The sequence below is a fragment of the Streptococcus sp. E24BD genome (assembly GCF_041807825.1).
Taxonomy (GTDB): Bacteria; Bacillota; Bacilli; order Lactobacillales; family Streptococcaceae; genus Streptococcus; species Streptococcus entericus.
In genome coordinates, this window is the sequence record NZ_JBGTZB010000004.1 from 29,941 (window position 1) to 53,658 (window position 23,718).

Consider the following 23,718-nt stretch of genomic DNA (forward strand, 5'->3'; position numbering starts at 1 on the left):
ACGAAAAAAAGCCAGTAGCAAAAAGGCTACTGGCTGGTTGTTGACTGAAATCTCATACTTCAATTAGAGGAACTCAGAAAAATCTCGATTTTCTCTAAGATAATAAATCTCAATCTGATTATTATTTAGATATTTTGCATAAATGCACTGCACAGGTGCACCAATTGGAAAGGTCTTTTGTCGCTTCAAGTCTAACAGAGACTGCGGAACAACTTTAGAACGAGTATCCTTTAGTGTCAATGCTAGAATTTGTTTTTTAGTCCTTAAAGCATAATCAAATTCCAAATATAAATAACGCCCCGATTGGGTTAAATGAACATATTGCCCAATCAATTCTCCTACTGAACCCAAAACTTGTAATTTTTGAAAGGTTGTACCATCTCGCTTAATCATCATATCATCAACAACAAGATGTCGAAGCAAACAATCATCAAAAAAACTAGCAGGTCCTTTACGATAATCAATGCCACACAGGTGCATAAAATTAGTCGTTGAAAAATGAATAGCTACCATGTCATTATCTGTACCATAGTGAACTACCTTATTTCTAAAATACCGATTAAAGAAAGTTGCAGCTTCAAACATCTTCTCAAAATAGCGACGCAAAACGATAATTTCGTTTGAGCTTGGTCTCTTATACTCACTTGATTGTCTTGCCATCATACCTCCAAATTAAAATAAGTGACCTACCGGAAGGCAAGCCACTTATTAAGGTCGGTTTATTCTGGTGTCTGCCACCGCTTAGCCCTTAGGTCTAAGATTTTTATCAGGTTTCATTCTGGTGCCTGCCACCGCCTGACCCTTATGTTCAGGATTACTATCAGATTGACCATGAGCCGACCACTCATCTACACCATCATTATACACTATATTTAATACTATTTCAAGCTAGACGATTATTAAATCATACAATTAACCAAAAATGACTTCAGTTGTTTTGTATCAGGGAACAACTGGAGTGCTATTATTTTAATTCTAACTCAGGAATAGTGATTTGTCAAATCGTTGATTATTTCACCGTATAAGCAAAACTCATGGCCGCGTCTGGTCCGCTGATTTTTCGGAAGGTGTAGTTTGGGTTGCCATTGACGTTGGTTTCTGAGATGAGAAACGAGCCATCTGGGTAGACTTTCTCGACAAATGCCACATGACCGTAAGGAATAGGTGTGCCGTGACTGCCTCCCGCAAAGGAGATAATAGCCCCTGCTTGAGGCATTGAACCCGTCTCACTTCCTAAAGCTGATGCAGAACCCACCCAATCCTGACCATTCCCCATAACACTTGTGATGGGGATTTTCTCACCATTTCGTCCTTTGAGCTTGAGACCAAGCTGGTTAATGCGAGCAGCCACACCCCAAGTGCATTGACCATAGGCATAGCCCATCCCGTCACCACCTCCAGGGATAGAATTGTCAAAGAGGTCTCCTCTAACGGCTTCTAGGGCAGCTGGATCACTCTGAGCGGTGCCTCCATTTGGTTGACTAAAACCTTTTTCAATCTGATAGTACCACTCGGCAGCTCTTGTTTGGCGTTCCAAGAGCTTGTCACCACTATTGCCCTCCCAATAGGTCAGAAAGACCTGGGCTAGACTAGCTGGACTGCCCGTATTCTGGAAGAAATCTTTGAGCCAATTGGTGTAATAGGGATTGTCTCCCTCAAGCATAAAGTCCAACTGAAGCTCTAAATCATACCAGGGCTTGCCCTTTCTCTTGGCGTACTCCAGAAGCAAGGTGTGGCGACGTGAACCGTCTGCGGTGTCCGTCCATTGACCTAGACCAAGGCCTCGACGAAGAATGTTGGGATAGCTACCGTTGTAGATGGCAGGACCACCCATAGACAGCCAGTTAGGGTCGTCCCATGAGCTCTCTCTTGCCCCGACGGGCGGGCTCAGGTAATCCCCTTCTGCTCGTTTTGGGTTAATGCCTGATTCAACTGACCAGTTGCCTAAGATGGCTGCGATAGCCTGATTGGTCGCTCCCTTAGCTTTTAGAAAGATATAAATGGCTTTGGCTCGTTCAAATTCATCCACACCAAATTGACCAATATTGGGTAAGATGGTGGTTTGAACCTGAACCACCTTGGGAAAGTAAAAAGCAGGATTGACCGCAACTAATTTCTTTTGGTCTGGGTCATATTTCTCATAGGACACTTTAAGACCTGTGTTAGTCTTGGTCTGACCAATTCTATCACCCGCAACGACTCTTTGCCCCTCAACCAAGCGACCTGTGTGAATGCCATACAAACGCAAAGAGACTGAACTAACCCTTTTACCAGCGGTAATAACGACATCATCACCATCCAGATGAATCGTCCCATCAAGAGGAGCGAGAACCGCTTGATTTTCCTTTGCTTCAAGGATAATAAACTCTTGCATGGTGGGCTTACCGTCCAAATGGTAGTAGCCATAGCGATAGGTCATAGGCAAGACATCATCTTCCGTCTTGCCCTCAAAGGGATTGTCCAGTTCCTGTAAGCTGGCATAGATACCTTCCTCCGACAGTTCCTTGAGGTCATCTTGTTCCTCTTTAGACAATTGATAAGGCGGCTTATCATAAAGCTCTGCCATAGTTTTAAGGCTATCTCCACCATTTAAGTCCTGCCAAAGCGTAGATAGGTAATCTTTATAAGTGCTAGAGGGTGGCAAGACACTTATCCTATCTTCTAAGGCATAATCCTGAAACTGGCTATTCATATAAGCCATGACCTCATCTATCTTGGTGTAGTAGGTAATCCCCTTTTCGCTAGTTCGGGTCTGTTCCGCATCCTCCCAAGTCATGTGAGTGTAAGCCTTGGTCAATTCAAACTCATCTTGTTGGATAAGGGTCTGACTGGCAAAGCCTAAAAAGAAAGACATCATTAGAAGCAGAAAACATAAGAGACCAGAAACAATCCAGGTGACAGGATTGCCAATTATAGTCATAAAGGCTTGTTTGAAACTGGAGATGAAACTTTGCACAACCCTACCAACTTGTCTAGTCTGGTGGGCTCGTCTTGCGACTTGCCGTTTAAGACGATAAAGGACCTTCTCATCTTGCTTCGTCAACCGCCACCCTTTTCCAGAACGCCAGTTTTGGTAACGTTCTTTAGTATTTCTAGCCCGTCTGACCATAAATCGTGAGCTGGCTTGCGAGAGCTTGACAGCTGACTTACCGGTGTCAATCCCTGCTCTGGAGTAACGTGACACCTGGTAGCTGGTGTCCACTACTTCCCTAGCACCAGACAAGTCGTCCTCTTGACTGGCTAGATAGAGGGCTTCTCGCCCAATCAGTTTACTTGCACGTTTGACCTTGTTCGTGGGTGACTTGTGCTTGGTGACTGTCTTAACCTGTTTCAGCTCTCGTTTGCTTTGAGAGACTTCCTGTTCAGCCTGCAAACGCTCAATAGACTTGGCTTGGTAGAAAAAACGAGAGCGTTTGGCATCATCTACTTGGACAGATGCTTTTTTCTTATCCTTAGCCTTTTCTTCCTCCTTGATGTTTTTCAAGTGTTGCCTGGCCTGCTTGTGTCTGGCCTTAGCCTGCGGGAGGCGATAGGCTTTCAATTCCCTGTGGGTCAGGTCATGGGGATGGGCAGTTGATAAGAGGTGGTCAAACCGCTTGTCTTCCTCTTCTTTGAGGTCGTCAAATTCTTTCTTGGCAATAGAAATAGCTTCCTGATACGTTTGTTTCGCTGAAGAAGAATTGTCAAGTGTAGACGATGTCAGATGGCGAAAAAGAACGTTTCGTCTGCCCAACTGAGCGGTTAACTTCTTCTTAGCTTCCTGTCGTTTGAGACGATAGGTGCGTCTGCCCTGTCTGAGATTGCTTTTCCTCGTGAGCCTTGCGCGCTTCAGTTCTTTCTTGGTGACAGTCATCCTACTCGTCCTCCCGCTTTACCTGAACCATCTTATCGGGGTCCGTGCTCATCAGGTCAAAGAGTCGGGTATCGGCTGGAATCCGGTTCTTGAAAGGCACAACCGTGTGACCAGCCTTAATAAGACCTGCTCCACGCTCGGGATTGACCAAGTATTTCTCCAACTCCTTAGACAAGCCAAGCAGATGAACTAATTCTTCTCGGTCATTTTTGGCCTGTTTGAGCAGAATCATAAACTCACTATTGGCCAAAATTCGCCTCCCGTTGGCATCCATCAAGAGGGTTTCCACGTTTTGGGTAATCCCCGTTGGAATGGCCCCGTACTTCCGCACTCGGCTCCAGAGCTTGAAAAAGAAATTACTGGCGTATTCATCTAACAATAGAAGCTGCATCTCATCAAAGTAAATCCAAGTGGTTTTCCCCAGTTGTTGGTTTCTGACCACCCGATTCCAGATTTGTTCAAAGACTACCATGAGGGCAATGGGTTTGAGGGCTTCTCCTAGTTTTTTGACATTGTAAATCACAAAGGACTTATCCGTCGTCACGTTGGTTCGGTGGGCAAACATATCCAGAGACCCCTTAACATAAAGCTCCATATCAAGAGCCAGATTACCTGCTTCTGGTTCAGGTTGCTTGGATAAGACAAATACCCATTCTTCTAAGGTTGGCTCTAGGAAATGTTGGTAGGTCAGCCGCGTCACTCGGTCAATAATCGATTTCTCTCGACCATCCATCTGGCGGTCTAAGAGCTTGCCAATCCAAGACAAGAGGAACTCTGACTTGAGCTTGACAGGGTCTTCATCAAAGCCATGACTAGATAAGTCTAAGACATTCAGAAAGGTCTGGCTATCTGGGGCAATAATGATGCTTTCCCCATCAAAGGCTTGACCAATCAAGCCATACTCATTTTCTGGGTCTACCACTATAATATCTGTCTTGTCATCGACTTCTTTGAGCCTAGTGGTGGTGATTTCATGCTTGGTTCCCATGCCCTTACCTGCCCCCGATGTCCCTAGGATAAGACCAGACGGGGTATTGAGAGCCTTGCGGTCAATGGTGATGATGTTATTTGAAATCTGGTTAATGCCATAGTATTTCCCTCCCTTGACCTGCAAATCCACCGAGGTCCAAGGAGATTGCACGGCGATATTGGAGGTCAAGAGGCTGCGAGAAATGCCTTTTAAGAAGTTCTTCCCAAGAGGGAGAAGGCTATTAAAGGCGGCTTCCTGCATATAAGGCAAGGGGTCAATAATCAGGTCATGAGAGCCTGCCACTTGCTTCATATCATTAAAAGCCTCTTTGAGGGCTTCAGGACTATCTTCTAACAGTCCAATCAGAAAGACGGTCTCAAAGAGTTTATCCCCTGTCTTGGTCATGGTAGTTAGAAGGTCATCCGCTTCATCAATAGTGGTTTCTAGAACATGACTAGCCTTTTCCAAATAGATGCCTGAGCGAGCCATCTTTTGTTGCTCACCGATTTTCTGAGATTCCATCAAGGTCTTCTTGGTTCTAACCTTGGCCATAGCTTCTGACTTTTGCGACCCTTGGGCATGAAAACTGATGATGAGTTCCCTATCTGTCTGCATGAGGTCACGGATAAAACCGTCCCCTAACTCTGTCCCATAGTCCCTGACATAAACCACCTGTAAATAACGGTCGTCAATAGCCAGATAATCCTTGTGCTTAAAGGACATGCTTTGTGGCGCAATGAAATGCTTGGTTGTTAGACCTGATAGAGCCAAATCCTTATAGCTAAACGGTAAGTGATTGCCCCCTCGAAGCATATCCGCAAGGTAATTGACCCTAGCTTCTCCCTCTAGGAGATGGAAGGTACAGTCAATTTCAGCCAAACCATTTTTGACGTACTCACCAACTTGGGATAAGGAGCGATGAGCTTGTTTGGTTGAGGTATCCGTCCGCCCAAAGGTTATTAATTTGATAGTGTTAAAATTGTTTTCACCATTGTCCAAATTTCGGTTCATCATCTGGTTCAGTTCCTCACGGAAATGGTTGTAGCCATCATTATGTAGGGGATAAAGCACACTTGAACGGAACTTATCCAGGTTGACCCGTTGATTAAAGAGGGTTAGCTGAAAATGCGTGCGGTCATCTAGGGCGTTAATCATGTCCGAATACTTGTCCACAATAAGCGCTCGCTCCTCCAGCCCAACGGTCTGGTAATTGACATCACCCAAAAGATAGCTTTGGGAATAATAGTCAGGGGTGACTTGCATGAGGCCATTCTCAAACAATCCTTGATAAGCGATAGTGTTGACGGTTGTTGGTTGAAGTTCTTGACGAAGCTCTTTTTGTCGCTTCTTATCAGTCGCAGATAGCTTGGATTTCGTTGATGGTTTTAGTAGGTTTCGCATGGGTATTTTCCTTTCCAGTTAGGGTTCGTACAGGTACAGTAAGGGCAAACCGTAGGCGGTAATGCAGGTAGTGTTCAAAGGCTAGGTGATTGGGGCGATAGACCCCAAATAGAAGCAAGGGAAGGGTAAAACTCCCTGTAAAACCATAGACAAACCAGTCCCCAAACTGCCAAAAAAAGAGATTGAGTCCTAGGACTAGAATGGTTATCGCTAAAGCTGGCAAGACAAAAATGACCTGCCGTGTGGTAAATCCTAACCAAGCTCGGTGCTGGTATTTTGAAATGTCCTTAAAGACACGGGTATTCATTCAATAATCCTCCATAACTAAGATATGATTGACAAAAACGGAGCAGACCCTCTACTCCGTTATCGTGTTAAGCTGGAACAAGGTCGTCCTACATCCCTAAAATACTTCTGGCTGTGCGTTGAGAGCCAACAAGGGCAATGATAAGCAGGATGGCTTGGACAAAACTCCCAAACATGATGACGAGAGCCTCACCGTCTCCTGCTCCGTTTGCGACCGCAATTTTTCCAGCCGATTCAAAGAGCGGCATGAGGGATACAATCAAGAAGATGAGAATGCCCTGAACACCATAGACCATAATATTTTTCAGGTAGCCAATGCCTACCCCACGCCACTCATCACTCAAAAAAGTTGGGAGAGTGATTGGGGCAAAGGGAAGCATGAGATAGAGCTGAATAAAACGAATGGTCACCATGAGATTAACCATAGCGGCACTAGCCATTCTAACCAGCCAAATCAAGAGGGCAAAAAAGGCAATAATCATTTTCCCGACGATACCAGAACCTTTTAGACCTGATAAGGTGTCATAAGTTTGACCACCTTGGGCAACTACGCCTGCAATTCGGGAGAGGGCATGGCCAGCTAAGCCCAAAATGGCTTCCACAATCACCGTGGTATTAGCCATCACCACTCCTACCATGATAAAAGAGACAATCATCGGGGCAATCGCCTCAATGGTCATAGCGCCACCAGAGCTGGCAATCTTCTTGGCTAATTTTGAAAACTCCAAGATTAAGACAAGGGCTAAGATAGCCACGCCAATCGGACGCATGACCTGCTCGGTGACGGCTGTCATGTAAGCCCAGACGGTTGGGTTATAGTCTGATAGGGATTTGACCAAATCAGCGGTCGATTCCAAGTCTAAGGAGAAGCCCTCAAAGAGGTTATCTGAGGAGACTTTTTCTGAGACCAGAAAAACTAGCTGAGGGAAATTCTTATTCATCACATTGCTGGTCTCCTTCTTAAATGGTAATCTGGGTCACAAAGGCCCCAGCAGCTCCGACCATCACCCCACCAACAATCTCTAAGATGGCATTACGGACACCTGGTCCACCGTCTTTGATGTTGGTCGCTAGGTTAATGACCCCAATCACGACAAGAAAGGCTCCTGTCGCTACCAGCCCTTTTTGAAGCAGGGACATGGCCTGGGCAAACATGGAGCTGGCATCAACCCCATAGGTTAGGTTTGGTAGTTTTTGTATCATCTGTTTTCCTCATTTCTATTTTAGTGTTGCGGTAAAGCGAAAGTCTTGACTCAGGTTTCTCACTCGGTGTCCCCTTAAATCAAGCGGTGGTTCTCCTGTCAAGGCAAGGTCTGGCTCCCACCACCAGTCGTCCCCTTCCTCATCTGCCAAATACTGCCAGTTGGGGTGCTTAACGGGGTCATACTTCTTGGCATAAAAGGCAGGGGTATTGGCAATTCTGACCAAGCAATCCCCTCGATCCATGTTGCCAACTTCGTCTGGTGTCATCAGGTCACGGGCAATCTTTTGATGGCTAAGAGAACCAGACCCTGTTTGTCCAAAGGACCGACTGGTGTTTCTGACATCAATGGTTTGTTTCCCTAAGAGCGCCGACATAAACTTAAAGGTCTCCTCGTCATTGCCTCCCAGATAAAGTAGGCTGTCACAGTTACCCAAGATGGTCTTCCAGGCATCTTTTTCTTTGTAGAGGCCTTGAAGCTGGGCAATGTTTTGTAAGATAGGGACAAGGCTGATATTTCGGGAGCGAACGGTGGAGGTCAATTCCGCAAAGTCTGGAATCTCGCCGACGTTCGCAAACTCGTCCAGATAAGCCCGCACGTGAATAGGAAGCTTGCCCTTAAATGCCACGTCAGCCTGTCTAGTCAAGGTGGAAAAGACCGTCGAGAAAAAGAGGGCTGACAAGAAGCGAAAGGTAGAATCATTGTCTGGAATAACTAAGTAGACCATCGTTTTTTGGATTCCCCAACTTTTGATGTCCATGGTATCAGTTTTTGTCAAATCAATGACCGACTGGATATTAAAGAGGGCAAATTTAGCAGTTGTGACTGCAATAACTGAATCCAAGGTCTTGTCCTTGTAGTTCTGAAAATCTGCCCAGTTTCGCATGGTGAAGTTTTCTATGCCATAAGTCTTGGCATACCGCTCAAACATGACCTCTAGGACACTCTTTTCAGCCCCGTCCGCCTTATGAAGGAGTTTAATCAACTTGGAAATTTCCGCAAAAGATGGGTAACGCCCTCGATTACGACGACTCTCCAAGTCTTGTTTCTCCTTAGCCTGTAGAGCTTTTCTCTCTTTTTTTGACAAACGAGCTTCTTCCATCAGCTGTGCTCTGGTCTTTGGTGGGTTGTAAAAATCAACCAAGTAAGAAGCGATGGCACGAACCAAAGTCATCGACGCCTCATCCCAGAAGGGATCGCTGCGTGACCCATTGCCCTTGGTGTTATTGAAGTACACCGTCAGCATACGGTTCAAATCATTCTCGGTTTCCACATAGCGAAAGGGATTGAAGCCATTGCTGGTCATCATGGATACCAAGTCTAAAATCTTTATCTGGTAGTCTGCTTTCAGGAAGAACTTTCCTGTCTTTTGAGGCAAATGGTCCTTGGGATCAACCACAATATTGGAACAGTTGGCCTGAATCAGATTGGGTTTAACAAAGCGAAAGGTCTTGCCTGCACCTGACCCACCGATGACAACCAAGTTTTTATTGCGGTCAAACTTAGGTCGCTTCTTCTCCAGAAGAGTAAGCCGAACGGTCTTAGCCAGTATGGTATCCAAAAAGGGATTTTTACTGGCAAAGGCTTGGCTCTCTTGTTTTGTCCCAAAGCGAGCTGACCCATATTCCTGCCCCTCTCGGTAGACCTTGGCTCCTGAAGTCGTGTAGAGATAGGTCAAGCCCATAGCTCCAAGACCAGCCAAAAACCAGAGGCTCGAACCCAGGGTAAAGTCAAAGACCCAAGGCTTAGCCGTTATCGCATCCTGGCCATTCATCAAGAGGTAGGTCCACCTCTCAAGAACAGGCAAATGGTTTAATTCATCATAGAGCAGGCTTAAGCGATGGCAAACATAGCCAAGTGCCAGACCCATCATGACAAAAACAATTGTTCTTGCTTTAGACATCACAGCACCATCTCTTTCGTTTTCACACTAGACTCCTCACTCAGGACAATATCTTCCTTGGCTAAAGCAATTTCCTCATCTAGTGTCTTGTCCGTCACCAATCCTTTAAGCTTATCTGGATTATTGACCAGTTCTTTGAGGAGAGTATCCAAATGGGTATCCAGTAGAGACCTGTCCTTGGTGTAGAAATAGAGATAGTCGTCTTGAAAAGAGATGGTCAGAGGCAAGTTTTCCCTTGTCAGGACTTCTTTTAACTTCTCAACGTCCACTGGTTTGTCTAAGAGTTCTGTTTTCAAGTCAATGCCATCAATGGCAAACGGGGTCTTGACCAAGTCTGCCAAGGTTTGAAGGCCAATTTTATAGGCTGTTTCTTGATGAAGACCGCGTTTGACAGACCAGTCCAGAATCTTAAGCAAGGTTCTCAGCGTTAAGAGACTACTTCGCTCTAAATACTGAAAGGCTTGGCGTTCCTGTTGTTCACTCGACATAGCTTCTCCTTCCGTTGTGGGATAGGCTTATCTTAAACCAGTTACCTCGCCTTTTTTATCACAGAAAAGTAGTTAGTAGCACCAAGCCATTCCACACCAAATGGAGGCCTGTCGCCCCTACTAGGTCCGTCTTTTGTCGCATAGCCCCTAGACCCAAACCTAAACTCCCATAGACCACCCAGCTCCCTAAGCTATCAGGCTGGTGAGCCACGGCAAAGACTAGGCTTGTGACCAGTAAGGCTTGATAAGGCTTTGGAAAGAGTGACCAAAGGTAGCCACGGTAAACCAACTCTTCAACCAGACTAGCATTGGTTAGAAAGAGGATAAAAACCATCAAAGGGAGTTGATTTTGAACGGAGATGAGGCTGGTTTGATTGGTAGACGTCACAGGCCATAGAATCCCGACAAGAACTGACATCAGAAACATAGAGCCTAGACAAGTCACCAACCAAACAAGCCGAGACTGACCAAATTTATACCGCGAGCACTTCTTTAAGAGCCAGATTAGACTCGCCAAGTAAAGGAGCTGACAAACAAGGACTTCCGACAAGGATAGCTGGTCTCCTAAATACAGAGATACTAAAATAGTATTCACATACTGGTAGAGATAGAGACCTATGAATTTCCAGATTCTAGCGTCTAAATAGGTCTTCATAGTCCACCTCCAAGACCAGCACCATTTTTTCCACCCACTTGGTCTGGGGCATTTGGCAGGTGGATTTGTAGTGCCTGATTTTCTGATAGAGCCGATTGAACTCGCTGGGGTACTGATAACTCCCCGCAAACATCTTCCGTGTCAACTCAGCCCAACTCATCTCTTTTTCTGCCAAGAGAAGAGCAAGGTTTTCCCAAAATAATTCCGCCATAGCCCCCTCCTACACGCTTAAGAAGGTTTTAAGAGCTCGCCGCTCCTTCTCTTTCCGTTCACGAGGAAGAAAGGAGCGCAAGTCTTCTAGGGTTACATCAGGATAAACCTGGTCCTTATCGACAATCAGAGGCAAACGAAGACTTCTTGCCCGATTGTCCCAGATGATGTCAAGAAATCGGGAAAAGGGGAGATTATCCCTGCGTTTGTATATCAAACAGGTTGGGGTCAGAAAGTCAAAGCAGTCTGGAGATAGCCGCATCCATTCCAGTAGGTCTTCTTTCTTCAGTTGCTCAAAGTCCACCAGCTCATATGCAATGCCATAAGCATCTAGGGTCTCAATCAAAGACTGGTGTCGGTCTTGGTTTTTGCTTAGATAGAGTCGCATGTGATACCCTCCTGGACCTTAGTCAGGTCTTCCATGACAAAATCACCAAGGATTCTAGCCATATTGACAGGAACCCTGCCTTCACTAAAACATCTCACTGTTACTAGGCTCGTCAGAATACCGTCCTTGCCTTGATGGGTGTAATTCTGCCCATAGGCTCTAAAAGCCAAATCCCCAGTGTCTGTCAAGAAGCTGTCCACTCCGTTTTTGATGTCCCTCTCCTCCAAAAACTCAAAAACCCGATGGAGATTGGATTCGTAAAAGAGGGGGAGGTTCATCTCCTTGTGGTAGTCATCCTCAAAGGTCACAATCATTTCGCAATCATAGTTGGGCAAGGTAAGGAGCCTTTCTGTCAGTCGCTCCACCTCTGCTTGATGGATAGCCTCATCCAACTCTGAACAGGTTCTTATGGATTCTTTATGTAGTAGTTTCATGGTTCTCCTCCAATTTCTTTAATTCTCGTGCGATAGCAGCGATAACAGGAACTGAGACACTGTTTCCAGCCTGCTTATAGAGCTGACTCTTACTTGAAATCGCCTCTGCTCGGTCGAATGCCCAATCTGGCAAGCCTTGTAGGCGAAAACACTCTCTTGGTGTGAGCTTGCGAATCCTCAAACGATAAAGTTTATCTCCCACCAAAAATCCTGTCACCTCAAACCATTTGTCCTTGCGGTATTCCAGGGCTGCGATAACGACACCTTGTTGGGAACTGGTCGTTAAGGTATTGGCGATTTGTTTGTCTACCCGTCCACGTTTAGAGTTGGACTTGGGATAGGACAGGTTGACCGAATCGCCAACTGTCGCCTTGGCATAGCCTTGCTTGGTCGCCTCACGGATTTTCAAATGAGGAGCCTCTTGACGAAGCAGAACCTTGGGAACCTTGTCTCCGCCTTGCATGGTGGTTAGGGTCGGTGATAAGCCTGTCACATCATAAACCCGTCCCGATTGTGCATAGTTGGTCGGTAAGTTCCCAGCCACCAGCACCCCATGCCTATCTTGAGCCGTTAGGGTAAACATGGGGTCTTGGTTAGCTTTGAACCGTCTACCATTCTGCCGCTTATTAAGTCTGTCAGGTGATAGAACGGGTATGGCAATCTTGGCACCCTCCCCCTTGTTTACGGTTAAAGTTGGCGACAGTCCTGTCGAGAGATAGACCTCCCCACTCATCCCCTTTCCAGATGGATTAACATTACCTAGTCGGTCAAGATGAGTTGGGCTACCTTGTCCTCGGAGAGGAAATACTGGTCGGAAACCTCGCTTTCGAGAATGTCCGATAAGAAAGACCCGCTCCCTGTTTTGGGGAAGGCCGAAATCTTTACTGTTAAGCACTTGCCATTCGACATGATACCCCAGTTCATCCAGTGTGGTGAGGATTGTGGCGAACGTCCGTCCCTGGTCGTGACTGAGTAACCCCTTGACGTTCTCAAAAAATAGATAAGGTGGTTGGATTTCCTTGGCACATCGAGCAAGCTCAAAGAAGAGAGTCCCTCTAGTGTCCTCAAATCCCAGTCGTCTGCCTGCGAGAGAAAAGGCTTNAGTGTCCTCAAATCCCAGTCGTCTGCCTGCGAGAGAAAAGGCTTGGCAAGGAAAACCCCCACAGAGGACGTCCACTTGTCCTCGGAGTTGCCTGAGTTGGTCATCGGTGATAGCTGTAATGTCATGGTATTCTAATTCTCCTGTCGTGTCGTGAATGGCTTGGTAGCTTTGTCTGGCGAAACGGTCAATCTCGCAAAATCCGATGCAGGTATGACCCTGGCTTTCCATACCTAAACGAAAGCCCCCAATCCCTGCAAAACAATCAAAAAAGTTCATCTCTTGTCCTTTCAAAAAATAAAAGACCTTACTTCTCGTAAAGCCTTGGTTAGATATGATCCTCCATCTCTGGAGCATTTTTGAGCTCAATCGCTAATGCGATGAGCGACAATATCCACATGCCTAGCAAAATTTTCCACCACATGGTTCTCACCTCCTTTCCTGTTCTTGTCGACGTTCCTTATTCCACTCTGCCAGAATGCCATTAAAGACATACTCAGCTATGGTCTCTGCCGTTCTGGCAAATCTCATGTTCTCCAAAGCATACTGATACCTGTTTTCAAAATGCCTCATGACAAACTCTGCACTTGTCTTAGAAAACTTCTCACGAATCAGCTGGTCATAGACCAATTGGTAAATATAATCCTTGTCATAGGTGGTTGGCTTATCCACTTTACGAGTGAGCCCTTTTTCCTCCTCGTCCTCTGAAAGAAGTTCAGTCTCACTACTATTAGTCTCACTCTCTTCAGTCTCACTAGGGGCTGAAATTAAGACGGGGCCCGTCTGATTTTGAGACTGGCCCCGTGTTTTTTGAACACCACCCCCGTCTGAATTTAAGACAGGGGTCGGTTCATGTTCCAACTCACCAAGGTAAATCTTGTTTGCGAGCCGACCTTTTTCACTGGATGACTGTTGGACTTCCTCAATAAGGCCAAAATCTCTCAAGGATTTTTTGATGGACAGGAGTTTGGACTTAGAACACCCAAGAAGCTCCATTAAACTAGAATTGGAATAGATGAGATAGATTGAACCGTCTTCATCAATCCAACCTGAACTTAGGGACAGTTCCAAACGGTCTTTTAAGACGGCATAAGCGACTTTAACCTCAAGCTTCATGTCCTTGTATCGCTCACTCTCAAATAAGAGTTTTGGGAGCTTGTAATACCGTTCTGATGTTTGATACTGATTTGCACTAATACGTTTCATGATTGTCCTCCAATAATTTTAGTTCTAGTTGCCCCCCTGCTTTGACGTTAACCAGGCCACTTGTTTCTAATTCTTTCAACATGTCTGTTGCTTTAGATGATGTAACTCCCATAACAATCATGAGATAGCTAACAACACCTAGGCGAGTTGATTCTGCAAGTTCCACGATTTTCCTCCTTGTAAAATAAAAAAGGCAAGAACACTCTAAACTGTTCTTGCCTAAGCAATAATATTTTATAAACTGTGATGAAATCCTCCTTAATGACAGATTGTAGAACGCTCAAATCCTTGATTTATCAGCGTTTTAAGCACCTGTCATTATTATGACACAATCCCCACCTGGATAAACTAACCCAGGCCAATCAGGGTCTTTACGGTTTTGCACCAAGACCTTGGTCCCATCTGTCACCATACACATGTTGGTCAATACGACATTTTCCGTTTTTGGCATACAATCCTCCTCAATCAAACACCGTTTCCCAGTGTTCCGCTTGATAAGCCTCATAACAGAGGGCAATCTGTGCTGCTGTGGTCTTATTGACCGAAAGATTTGGCAAGTCATCTAGGGCAAAGTAGCCGCTGGCTAGAGTCTCGTTATTCGGCTCAAAAGCTCCTCCCAATACTCGGCAAAGGAAAAAGAGCTTGGTGACATGATGGGCTGAACGACTGGGTTGGTGTTTGTGCTTGTCAAGCACCGCAACCAATCGGTAGGCGACTACATCTAGCCCTGCTTCCTCTTTGGCTTCCCTGTTCGTGTTGTCCATAGGTGACTGATCCACATCGCACCAGCCCCCCTCCCGGCAAGCTCCATAACCCATCTGCTTCCTGCACCAGCAAGATTTTCCCCTCTTGGAAAATGGCTGCGCGGGTATCAAGCTTGGGGTCTGGTAGCCTGTCTCGCTGGCAAAAAGATCCCTTACCACCTTTAACGGTTGACCAGATGGCTCAACCAGCATCTCTGCTGCCATCTGACGGATTTCCTCAAACCGTTCCTTGTCAAAAGCGTTGGTTGTATAAGCCAGACCGTTTTGCGCGAGCGACTGCAAACGCGTTGCCCAGCTTAACCACTTGTCCTCACTGGCCATCACGCACCTCCCAGTCTATCATAGCTTGGGCATGGAGCTGATCGCCAACCTGTATCTCATGGCGACTGGTCAAGTTCGCCATCTCAAAACACGCTGTCACATGACCTTTAGGAGCAATTTCCTTGATAAACTTGAGTTGGATCCGTTTTGGACGATGTGCCATCAAAAAGTCATAGCCCAGTACCTCGTAGCACCAGTCCAAATACCTGCCATTGTTGACATGTCCATTCATGTCGATGTCAAAGTAACGAACAGGGAAACTCTGGCTATCTGGAGTCGTCAAACTTGGGCATTTTGCCATCTTAGGCAAGCGCTTGACCTGCTCCGACCCATAGGGTGCAATCAAGTCCTCTGGCACAGCCGATAAGCGGCGTGTCTGAAAATCAATCAAGACAAAGTAACAATCAATGCTGAGCAGCTCTGCCATTTCCCCATCAAGAATGCGAAAGCGCCGATGACAGATGAACTTATCATAGGCAACGGCCTCTGTCTCGATGGTAACGGTGTCAGCGTAGCGTGGCAGGCGGTTGATGGTCAGCTGGTAGTCGGTGACCACCCAGACCAAGCCATACTGCTCAAAAACTGCCACATCACTACGACCAATGGCTGCTGACTGACGCCCCGACACCCCCAAGCAATAGGAAATGAACTTGGACAAGACAATCTCCTGCTGGACATCGGTCATATCAAAGGGAATGGTTAGGTGTTCGCTATAAATCTGTGCCATCTAGTCCTCCTTGTCTAAAATAAAGCGTTCTGCTACGGTATCACCCAGAAAGAGCCCTTTCTGGGTCATGCGCAGACGGTCACCATCTAGTTGAACCAGTCCTTCCATCTGCAAGTCACGGACCACCTGACCGTAGATGGTTTCAAAACTAGTCTCAAACTTACGCTCGAAACGAGAAATGGAGACGCCAGTTTTTTTACGCAATCCGAGGAAAAATTCCTCCTCCATCTGCTCGGTTTTGGTTAAGACCTCCTCTGACAGTCTAGCGTTACCCTCAGCCACAGCTTTCAAATAATGCTGAATGGGACCTCGATTACGGTAACGGATACCGTCCAAATAGCCAGACGCTCCAGCCCCACAACCGAAGTACTCATCATTGTCCCAGTAGACCAGATTGTGTTTGCTCTCAAAACCAGGCTTGGCAAAATTGGCAATCTCGTAATGGTCAAAGCCTGCCTTCTTCAGTTCTGATAAAATATAATCAAACATCTCTGCTTCGGTATCCTCAGTCGGTAGATTGAGCTTGCCACGACGCATTTTGTTCATAAAGACAGTGTGGTGCTCCAGTATCAAGCTGTAAAGACTGAGGTGAGGGATGTCCAATGCCAAAGCCTTGGCCACATTTTCCTTGACATCGTCTAGGGTCTGACCAGGCAGGGCATAAATCAAATCAATGGAGATGTTGTCAAAACCAGCACCTTTCAGGGCATCAATACTTTCATAAATCTGGGCTTCATTATGGCTACGACCGATTTTTTTCAGGTGCTTGTTGTTGAAGGTCTGAACGCCCAAAGAGACCCGATTAACTGCCGAATGTTTCAGCACAGCGATTTTATCCGCATCCAAGTCACCAGGATTAGCCTCAATGGTAAATTCCTCCAGCATGGACAAGTCCAAGTGCTTGGTCAGCTCCGTCAAAACATAGTCCAGCTGCTGAGCAGTGATAGCTGTCGGTGTACCACCACCCATATAGAGGGTGCGGAGACGCTTGATGTCGTAACTCTCAAACTCACGCACAAGAACCCGCAGATAGTCGTCCACAGGCTGATTCTGGATAAACACCTTAGAAAAGTCACAGTAATAACAAATCTGAGTACAAAAAGGGATATGCACATAGGCAGACGTCGGTTTGTTCATTTTTTTATTGTACCACTTTTTTGGAAAAATCGCAGAGCTAAATTCTCAACTCACTGAAGAGCTGATAGGAAAAAGAGAAGGGACGTGAAACAAAAATCGGTAATTCTTTAGAATGCGATTGTCCCTCACCTCCCTAATTTTAGGCTTCAGGCTGAAACAGTCTATTGGACTATTTTTGACACTTGCGCCGCAAGTGTCATTTCCTGATTAAAAAGGTCTCCCTGACCTTTTTAGCCCACTTCCGCATCGCTCAAATAGTCAGAGAAGTGACTGATTAACGTTTGAAATTTGAGGCTGGAACAAAAATCCCAGCCTCATTTTTGAATTACTCCAACCCAATCTCCGCACGTACAACATCAGCGATGGTATCCACATAGTAGTTCACCAACTCATCAGTCGGCGCCTCCGCCATGACACGAAGCAGGGGCTCAGTCCCACTCGGACGCACCAAAATCCGTCCATTGCCTGCCATTTCTTCTTCCATCTTGGTGATAATGGTGGCGATAGCAGGCACTTCCATCGCCTTGTTTTTCATACTATTATCCACACGGATATTAACCAATTTCTGCGGGAAAATATCAACTTGACTGGCTAATTCGGACAAGGATTTGCCTGTTTCAGCCATGATTTTAGTCAGCTGGATGGCAGTCAACTGTCCATCACCTGTGGTGTTATAATCCATGATAATGACATGTCCAGACTGCTCACCGCCCAAGTTATAACCACCGCGACGCATTTCTTCAACCACATAACGGTCACCAACAGCGGTCACCGCTTTGTCAATGCCTTCACGTTCCAAAGCCTTATGGAAACCAAGGTTACTCATCACGGTCGTCACAATGGTGTTTTGGGCTAACTGACCCTTCTCCGCTAGGTATTTCCCGATGATAAACATAATTTTATCACCATCTACAATATCGCCGTTTTCATCAACCGCAATCAAGCGATCGCTATCACCGTCAAAGGCAAGACCAATAGCAGAGCCTGTCTCACGAACCGTTTGCTGAAGCTTTTCTGGGTGAGTTGAGCCGACACCATCATTGATGTTAAGCCCATCAGGCTGATCACCAATAACAGTGATCTCCGCATTTAAGTCAAGGAAAATCGAACGAGCCGATGAGTAGGCTGCCCCGTGGGCGGCATCCAAGGTCACCTTCATACCAGCCAAATCGGCTCCAGTAGAAACCAAGAATTTCTCGTACTTGCGCAAGCCCTCTGGATAAGCCACTAAAGTTCCGAGACCCTCAGCTGACGGTCGTGGGAGGCCATCGTTTGGAGTGTCCAAGAGTGCTTCAATTTCAAGCTCCGTTTCATCAGCCAGTTTGAAACCGTCTGACCCAAAGAACTTGATACCATTGTCTTGAGCAGGGTTATGACTGGCTGAAATCATGATACCAGCGCTAGCATTTTCCGTCTGAACCAGATAAGACACTCCCGGCGTGGCTAAGACGCCCAGCTGGTAAACCTCGATACCAACTGAAAGAAGCCCAGCCACCAAAGCAGCCTCCAACATCTCCCCTGAGATACGGGTATCACGTGCGACAAAGACCTTTGGTTGCCCTTCTTCGTGCTGACTGAGGACATAGCCACCAAAGCGACCTAGTTTGAAGGCCAGTTCTGGTGTCAATTCAACGTTTGCTTCTCCACGAACTCCATCCGTTCCAAAATATTTTACCATTTTTCTTATGCGGTAACCCGCTTCTCACTTTCTTTTTGTTTTTTGTTTCCTAACTTATGCCATATTTGTTATGGAAAGGTTTGATAACTACTTTTTGGTCACTTTCAGTTTAACGTCGATAACTTCTGGCGTTACTTTGACCCCTTCAGCAGATAAGGTTAAGGTTTTTCGCGTATCTTTCTTGATATCAGAAATATCAATCGTTACTAAAACGCGATCTGTCTCATCTAAGGCTTCCTGACTACCTGAGATAATCACCTCACTGAACCCTAATTCATAATTGATATGAGACAGACTACTATCCAGTTGCCCAGTTAGCTCAACAACCAAAGGAACTGTTTTGGTTAATTTTCGCAAATTAACTGTTAATTCCGCTTTCGCAGGGGTGATGATTGCCGGTAAAACTGAGCCTTGCTCAGAAACAGCTTGCAAGGTGACCGATTCTTTAACTTGGTCTTTTGATAGGCTTGTCTCATCAGGCAAGCTAGCAATCACACGAGCAATCTGACCAATTGTGTTTTCATCACTGGTGACTGCAACATCAGAAACATCCAGACTAGCTGACTCGTATACATACCCTGGCATCACCCGTTCCTCATTAACCACTGCTTCGACAGGGAAATTTTTTGTCACCCGTTTACCGAGCGTAACAGTCATGGTTGCTGGTCGAACTTCAGCGGTCACATCGCTGGGTAAATCCCTCACATCCAAGCTCACTTTAGTGGTGCCTTCAGTCAGTTTGGTTAAATCAGCAACAACCTTAAATTGCCGTGTATCTGGGTTGATTTCAGAATCTAATTTGACACGATTGGTCGATGCCAAATAAACTTCTGCTTCGTAGGAGTAGCCGCTGATAAAATACTCATCGCTATTGTATTTAATATCAATCGGAACATTTTCTAAAGTATGCGTGTAGGTCTCAGTTAACAGATTGATACGATTGCTGCTGCCATTATAGGCAACTATTTTTGCAGTTAAAAATAATAGCAGAGCAAAAACCAAGGAAACAACTGCCAGGCCAGAACGTTTTAGAGTAAACCAATTTCTCATTTCATCGCCCTCCCTTGATAACTGTTGTCCAGAAATTAGTGGTTTCTGGTGGTGTAACTAATTTTTCGCGGAGCACATATTCCAACTCTTCCCAGGTCATATCATGCGTAAAGACATCCTTGTAGGTGAGGGATATGCCTCCTGTTTCCTCTGATACTACGACGGTCATCGCATCTGAGACCTCAGATAGACCAATCGCTGCTCTGTGCCTGGTTCCAAATTCTTTAGCAATGTAAGAGGAATCAGACAAGGGCAGGTAGGATGATGCAGAAGCAATCTTATTTTCTCTAATAATCACAGCCCCATCATGAAGCGGTGTATTGGGAATAAAAATGTTGATCAAGATCTGACTGGAAATATCTGCATCTAAAGAAATGCCTGTTGCAATATATTCTTGCAAGGTTTGGGTGCGCTCAATCACTATCAAGCCACCAATACGTCTGGGCGCCATGTACTTGACAGCACTGATGACAGCCGTCACTAAATTTTCCTCATGGCTAACTGTCTGTTGTTTAAGCAGGGATTGAGGGGTTCTGCCAAATTTTTCAAGAAAGCTCCTAATCTCAGGAGCAAAAATGACAACACCCGCAATCACACCGTAGGTCGTCACCTGATTCATCAGATAAGTAATCGTTGTCAAATCCAACAATTCCGCGACAAATCGCAAAAGAATAAAAAGACCGACACCCTGAACCAGCGACATGATTTTTGTGCCAGCTAAAGCTCTAATAAATCGATAAATCAACCAAGTGACCAAAAAAAGGTCAACAAGGTTAATAATAATTTCCCACGGGCTGGCAAACAAACTTTCTAATAATTGTTGATCTATCAAACCATTCCCCCCGTCCATCTTCTGTTGTTTCATTATACCATAACCGAAACAAAAAAACCAGCTGGGCTGGCTTGTCATCGCGACAGAAGAATAAGAAAAGGCACTGGCAACTATACATCTGTTACAAGTGCTTTTCAAAGATTTTCAGAACATCAATTTTCGAGACATTGTTGCGTTCATCTAGCTGTCATGACTTTTTTAGATGGGCTTAAAATCTACTAAGTTGAGAACTAGCACCTTAACGCACTTCCATAATCACAGGCAAAATAGATGGGCGACGTTTGGTCTGATCGTAAAGATACTTGCTTAATTTGTCACGAACCAAGTTTTTCAACTGACTCCAGTCAAAATCTGGTTGACTTAAATAAGCCTCAACGGTCTGGTTAACGAGCTCCGCACTGTCATAGAGAATGTCTTTGTTCTTTTTCACATAAACAAAGCCACGCGTATGGAATTTTGCCTTAGAAATAATCTTTTTCTGGCGTTTGTTAATGGTCATGGCAACGATGAAAATACCTTCTTCAGAGAGGATCTGGCGATCGCGGAGGACAACACTTCCCAAATCACCCATGGCATTGCCATCAATCATCACATCACCAGAAGGAACGGAACCTTCGTGCAAGAAACCTTCTTCTCCTAAAACCATACGGTTGCCCTTTTTCATGATGTAGATATGCTCTGGCAAATGACCGATATCCATGGCTAAGTCTGCATGTGCAGACAGTTCACGGTATTCCCCTTGAACGGGAAAGAGGTATGTCGGTTTTAGCAAGTTAATCAAGAGTTGCAAATCTCGTGCATTAGCATGACCAGATACGCGCATGTGCTTAGCAATGGACTTAACAGAACCGCCTGCCTTGTAAATAAGGTTAGCCACTCTTGCCACCATAGCTTCCTTAGCAACTGACGGTGTAGTCACGATATAAACCAAATCGCCATCTTTAATATTGACATAACGGTGACGACCCTGCGCCATCTTACTCAAAGAGTTTATCGGCTCACCCATGCGACCATTTTCAAGGATAATCAGTTCATGGTCCTCATAGTTCGCCATATCTGCCACTTTGATAATCAAACGCTCATCAGCTAAAGAGAGCTTTTTCAACCGAATCCCTGTGCGAATAATGTTTTCCACATCATAGCCTGTCAAGACGACACGGCGACCGTTGCTGGCGGCAGCATCAAAGACCTGCTGGATACGAGACAAGTTGCTCGCTACAGCAGCCACAATAATTCTGCCTTCCCAATTGCTAATGACCCGATTGATTTCAGCGCCAACTTCTGATTCACTGGCAATTTGAACCTTGCTTTCAGCATTGGCAGAATCTGCCAAGAGAGCCAAAACGCCCTCACGACCAATCTCTGCCAAGCGGGCAAAATCAGTCTGGTAAAGCGGGCTTGCCGCTTGGTCAAATTTAAAGTCCCCTGTGTAGACAATATTGCCTTTAGGCGTTGACAAAACAATTCCCAGGCTCTCTGGAATAGAGTGAGTTGTCTTGAAAAAGGATACCGTACTATCGCCAAACTCAATTTCTGTCTCTGCATTGACCACATGATAATCTTCAAAGCGCTTAAAGAGATTAGCATTTTTCACAAAGAGTTTGGCCAATTCAATGGTCAATTCTGACCCAAAAACAGGCACCTTGATATGCTGGAGCACATACGGCAGGGCTCCGATAGCATCCGCATGACCGTGGGTGAGGAAAATCCCTTGGACACGCTTTTTGTTCTCAATCAAATAGTCCAGGTTAGGAATCACAACATCAACACCTAACTGCTCACTTTCAGGGTACTTAACACCTGTATCAAGGATAAAAATCGACCCACGGATTTCCACCACATAAAAATTCTTTCCGATTTCACGGACACCACCCAAGGCGATGATATTAACTGCTGTCACACTATTCTCCTTTATCATTTTGCTAAATACTTGAAGATCGAGTTTGTTTTAATCAGACCAACAAGCCTCGACCACTTCTTCAGACAAACGGTCCTTAATCAGCTGTGCTAGCATTAAGTCGATTTACTGTCGCGCAAACAAAAAGTTGCATACATGGTTAGTATACAACTTTTCACAAATTATTTCAAATCCTAAATCATCTGAGATTGCCTAGGTAATGCTTCGCGCGGTCTCTGAGCGACCTTCTCCAATAGAAAAAACATACTTGTGCCCTTGTGTCAAGCTGTGGTAGAAACCAACTCCCTCATAAAGCTGGAAAACTTCGATGTCTTCCTGCTTCTCATGATTTGGGTAAACATAATTAACATAAGGATTGCCAGCAAGTAAATCGTAAAGTCGGTCAGGACCAACTGGTCGTACCTTTCCCTCTATACGAATGACCTGAATCAAATAGTCTTCTTGGCTCATCGCCGTGACAGCCACATTTGGATTTGTCGCCACCTGCTTGAAAAACTTGGTCTCAGGGCTTGTCATAAAGAAAATGCCTTGTTCATTTGCCACACCGATGTGAAAATGTCTGGCATGTGGCATGCCTGACTCGTCCACAGTCGCAAATACAGCGACCCCCATGTCTTCTAAAATGCCTAAAATGTCTTTGACGTCCATTGATATCCACCCTTTGCAATCGTTTTCTAAATCGATTATACCATATTTCAGGTATTTTAGGAAGTATTTCACAAAAAAGTTATCCCTGTGACGTCTTATCTAACATTACGGCCAGTCCTGAAACCAGGCATCACCAGTCAACTCATTCCATTTATAATAGACAGCTTCACAAGAAAAGGTGTAAGCAACATAATACCGCCAATCAATGTCACACAGTAGCGGAGCTGTTCTGTTGGCCCTATCAAACTCAAAGCAAAGCACTTCAAACCGCTTAGAAGTAAGAGCCTCTAAGCTCGGTGAAAAATCCTCTGCACCATAGACCTCTCTGACTTGTACCAGTTCATAAGACTGCAAGACAACCTCTGCTAGTCCTGTTGTTTGGTGCCTGTGTGTCGGATTTAAAGAGTGGCTGGCTAAAATATCAATCCCCTGTTCAAAAGACAAGGTCAGTTCTCGCCCAAATTCTACGGCTGTGATAAAACAATCATGCAAGGTCAGTTGAGCTTCTTGGGTAACAAAGCGATACAT

Annotated in this window: 24 protein-coding genes and 1 pseudogene; all 25 read right to left on the minus strand. The window is 45.4% G+C overall.

The window, feature by feature from the left end; translation table 11 throughout:
* Window positions 1–63: 63 nt before the first annotated feature.
* Entirely contained in the window at window positions 64–660 is a 597-nt protein-coding gene (locus ACERC5_RS01535; protein WP_228025472.1) for a PBECR4 domain-containing protein, read from the minus strand.
* Between the two features lie 349 nt (window positions 661–1,009).
* Window positions 1,010–3,853, minus strand: a complete 2,844-nt coding sequence (locus tag ACERC5_RS01540; RefSeq protein ID WP_373659985.1) for a phage tail tip lysozyme — start codon at window positions 3,851–3,853, stop codon at window positions 1,010–1,012.
* A gap of 1 nt (window position 3,854) precedes the next feature.
* Window positions 3,855–6,224 carry a VirB4-like conjugal transfer ATPase, CD1110 family gene (locus tag ACERC5_RS01545; protein ID WP_373659986.1) on the minus strand — a complete coding sequence of 790 codons (2,370 nt, stop codon included), beginning with the start codon at window positions 6,222–6,224 and terminating at the stop codon, window positions 3,855–3,857.
* Window positions 6,175–6,531 (minus strand): PrgI family protein, encoded by a 357-nt coding sequence (locus ACERC5_RS01550; RefSeq protein ID WP_373657872.1) that lies wholly within the window; start codon window positions 6,529–6,531, stop codon window positions 6,175–6,177. Before ACERC5_RS01550 ends, ACERC5_RS01545 begins: the two co-directional genes overlap by 50 nt.
* Window positions 6,532–6,619: 88 nt before the next feature.
* A complete protein-coding gene (locus ACERC5_RS01555; protein WP_373659987.1) occupies window positions 6,620–7,471 on the minus strand; it encodes a type IV secretion system protein in 852 nt (283 codons plus the stop codon).
* A 19-nt stretch (window positions 7,472–7,490) separates the two neighbouring features.
* Window positions 7,491–7,733 carry a hypothetical protein gene (locus ACERC5_RS01560; protein ID WP_029175065.1) on the minus strand — a complete coding sequence of 81 codons (243 nt, stop codon included), beginning with the start codon at window positions 7,731–7,733 and terminating at the stop codon, window positions 7,491–7,493.
* Window positions 7,734–7,748: 15 nt separating this feature from the next.
* Window positions 7,749–9,635: a VirD4-like conjugal transfer protein, CD1115 family gene (locus tag ACERC5_RS01565; RefSeq protein ID WP_373659988.1), complete on the minus strand. Its 1,887-nt coding sequence runs from the start codon at window positions 9,633–9,635 to the stop codon at window positions 7,749–7,751.
* Window positions 9,635–10,123, minus strand: a complete 489-nt coding sequence (locus ACERC5_RS01570; RefSeq protein WP_373659990.1) for a hypothetical protein — start codon at window positions 10,121–10,123, stop codon at window positions 9,635–9,637. The genes ACERC5_RS01565 and ACERC5_RS01570 overlap by 1 nt, the downstream gene beginning before the upstream one ends.
* Before the next feature lie 58 nt (window positions 10,124–10,181).
* Complete coding sequence (locus ACERC5_RS01575) at window positions 10,182–10,778, minus strand: lysostaphin resistance A-like protein (RefSeq protein ID WP_373659991.1); 597 nt, start codon at window positions 10,776–10,778, stop codon at window positions 10,182–10,184.
* Window positions 10,756–10,989, minus strand: a complete 234-nt coding sequence (locus ACERC5_RS01580) for a transcriptional regulator (RefSeq protein WP_373659992.1) — start codon at window positions 10,987–10,989, stop codon at window positions 10,756–10,758. Before ACERC5_RS01580 ends, ACERC5_RS01575 begins: the two co-directional genes overlap by 23 nt.
* Window positions 10,990–10,998: 9 nt before the next feature.
* Window positions 10,999–11,376: a hypothetical protein gene (locus tag ACERC5_RS01585; protein WP_373659993.1), complete on the minus strand. Its 378-nt coding sequence runs from the start codon at window positions 11,374–11,376 to the stop codon at window positions 10,999–11,001.
* Entirely contained in the window at window positions 11,361–11,810 is a 450-nt protein-coding gene (locus ACERC5_RS01590) for a hypothetical protein (protein ID WP_373659994.1), read from the minus strand. Before ACERC5_RS01590 ends, ACERC5_RS01585 begins: the two co-directional genes overlap by 16 nt.
* Window positions 11,794–13,188, minus strand: a complete 1,395-nt coding sequence (locus ACERC5_RS01595; RefSeq protein WP_373659995.1) for a DNA cytosine methyltransferase — start codon at window positions 13,186–13,188, stop codon at window positions 11,794–11,796. The genes ACERC5_RS01590 and ACERC5_RS01595 overlap by 17 nt, the downstream gene beginning before the upstream one ends.
* A gap of 150 nt (window positions 13,189–13,338) precedes the next feature.
* Window positions 13,339–14,115 carry a replication initiator protein A gene (locus ACERC5_RS01600; protein WP_373659997.1) on the minus strand — a complete coding sequence of 259 codons (777 nt, stop codon included), beginning with the start codon at window positions 14,113–14,115 and terminating at the stop codon, window positions 13,339–13,341.
* Window positions 14,102–14,281, minus strand: a complete 180-nt coding sequence (locus ACERC5_RS01605) for a hypothetical protein (protein ID WP_373659999.1) — start codon at window positions 14,279–14,281, stop codon at window positions 14,102–14,104. Before ACERC5_RS01605 ends, ACERC5_RS01600 begins: the two co-directional genes overlap by 14 nt.
* A 138-nt stretch (window positions 14,282–14,419) precedes the next feature.
* Complete coding sequence (locus ACERC5_RS01610; protein ID WP_373657881.1) at window positions 14,420–14,566, minus strand: DNA mismatch repair protein MutT; 147 nt, start codon at window positions 14,564–14,566, stop codon at window positions 14,420–14,422.
* Window positions 14,567–14,576: 10 nt separating this feature from the next.
* Window positions 14,577–15,200 (minus strand): annotated as a pseudogene (locus tag ACERC5_RS01615) (NUDIX hydrolase N-terminal domain-containing protein).
* On the minus strand, window positions 15,190–15,927 hold the full coding sequence (locus ACERC5_RS01620) for an acyl-ACP thioesterase domain-containing protein (RefSeq protein WP_373660000.1): 738 nt from the start codon (window positions 15,925–15,927) through the stop codon (window positions 15,190–15,192). Before ACERC5_RS01620 ends, ACERC5_RS01615 begins: the two are co-directional and overlap by 11 nt.
* The gene (hemW, locus tag ACERC5_RS01625) at window positions 15,928–17,064 is read right to left on the minus strand and encodes a radical SAM family heme chaperone HemW (protein WP_373660001.1); all 1,137 of its coding nucleotides are present in this window, start codon (window positions 17,062–17,064) and stop codon (window positions 15,928–15,930) included. It lies immediately after the preceding gene.
* Between the two features lie 325 nt (window positions 17,065–17,389).
* Complete coding sequence (glmM, locus tag ACERC5_RS01630; RefSeq protein ID WP_373657884.1) at window positions 17,390–18,742, minus strand: phosphoglucosamine mutase; 1,353 nt, start codon at window positions 18,740–18,742, stop codon at window positions 17,390–17,392.
* Window positions 18,743–18,829: 87 nt separating this feature from the next.
* Entirely contained in the window at window positions 18,830–19,792 is a 963-nt protein-coding gene (locus tag ACERC5_RS01635; protein ID WP_373657885.1) for a YbbR-like domain-containing protein, read from the minus strand.
* Window position 19,793: 1 nt separating this feature from the next.
* Window positions 19,794–20,657, minus strand: a complete 864-nt coding sequence (gene cdaA / locus ACERC5_RS01640) for a diadenylate cyclase CdaA (protein WP_373660003.1) — start codon at window positions 20,655–20,657, stop codon at window positions 19,794–19,796.
* A 205-nt stretch (window positions 20,658–20,862) separates the two neighbouring features.
* Window positions 20,863–22,524, minus strand: coding sequence for a ribonuclease J (locus ACERC5_RS01645; RefSeq protein ID WP_373660004.1), 1,662 nt, complete (start codon window positions 22,522–22,524; stop codon window positions 20,863–20,865).
* Between the two features lie 210 nt (window positions 22,525–22,734).
* The gene (locus ACERC5_RS01650) at window positions 22,735–23,190 is read right to left on the minus strand and encodes a pyridoxamine 5'-phosphate oxidase family protein (RefSeq protein ID WP_373657888.1); all 456 of its coding nucleotides are present in this window, start codon (window positions 23,188–23,190) and stop codon (window positions 22,735–22,737) included.
* A gap of 105 nt (window positions 23,191–23,295) precedes the next feature.
* Window positions 23,296–23,718, minus strand: a complete 423-nt coding sequence (locus ACERC5_RS01655) for a hypothetical protein (RefSeq protein WP_373657889.1) — start codon at window positions 23,716–23,718, stop codon at window positions 23,296–23,298.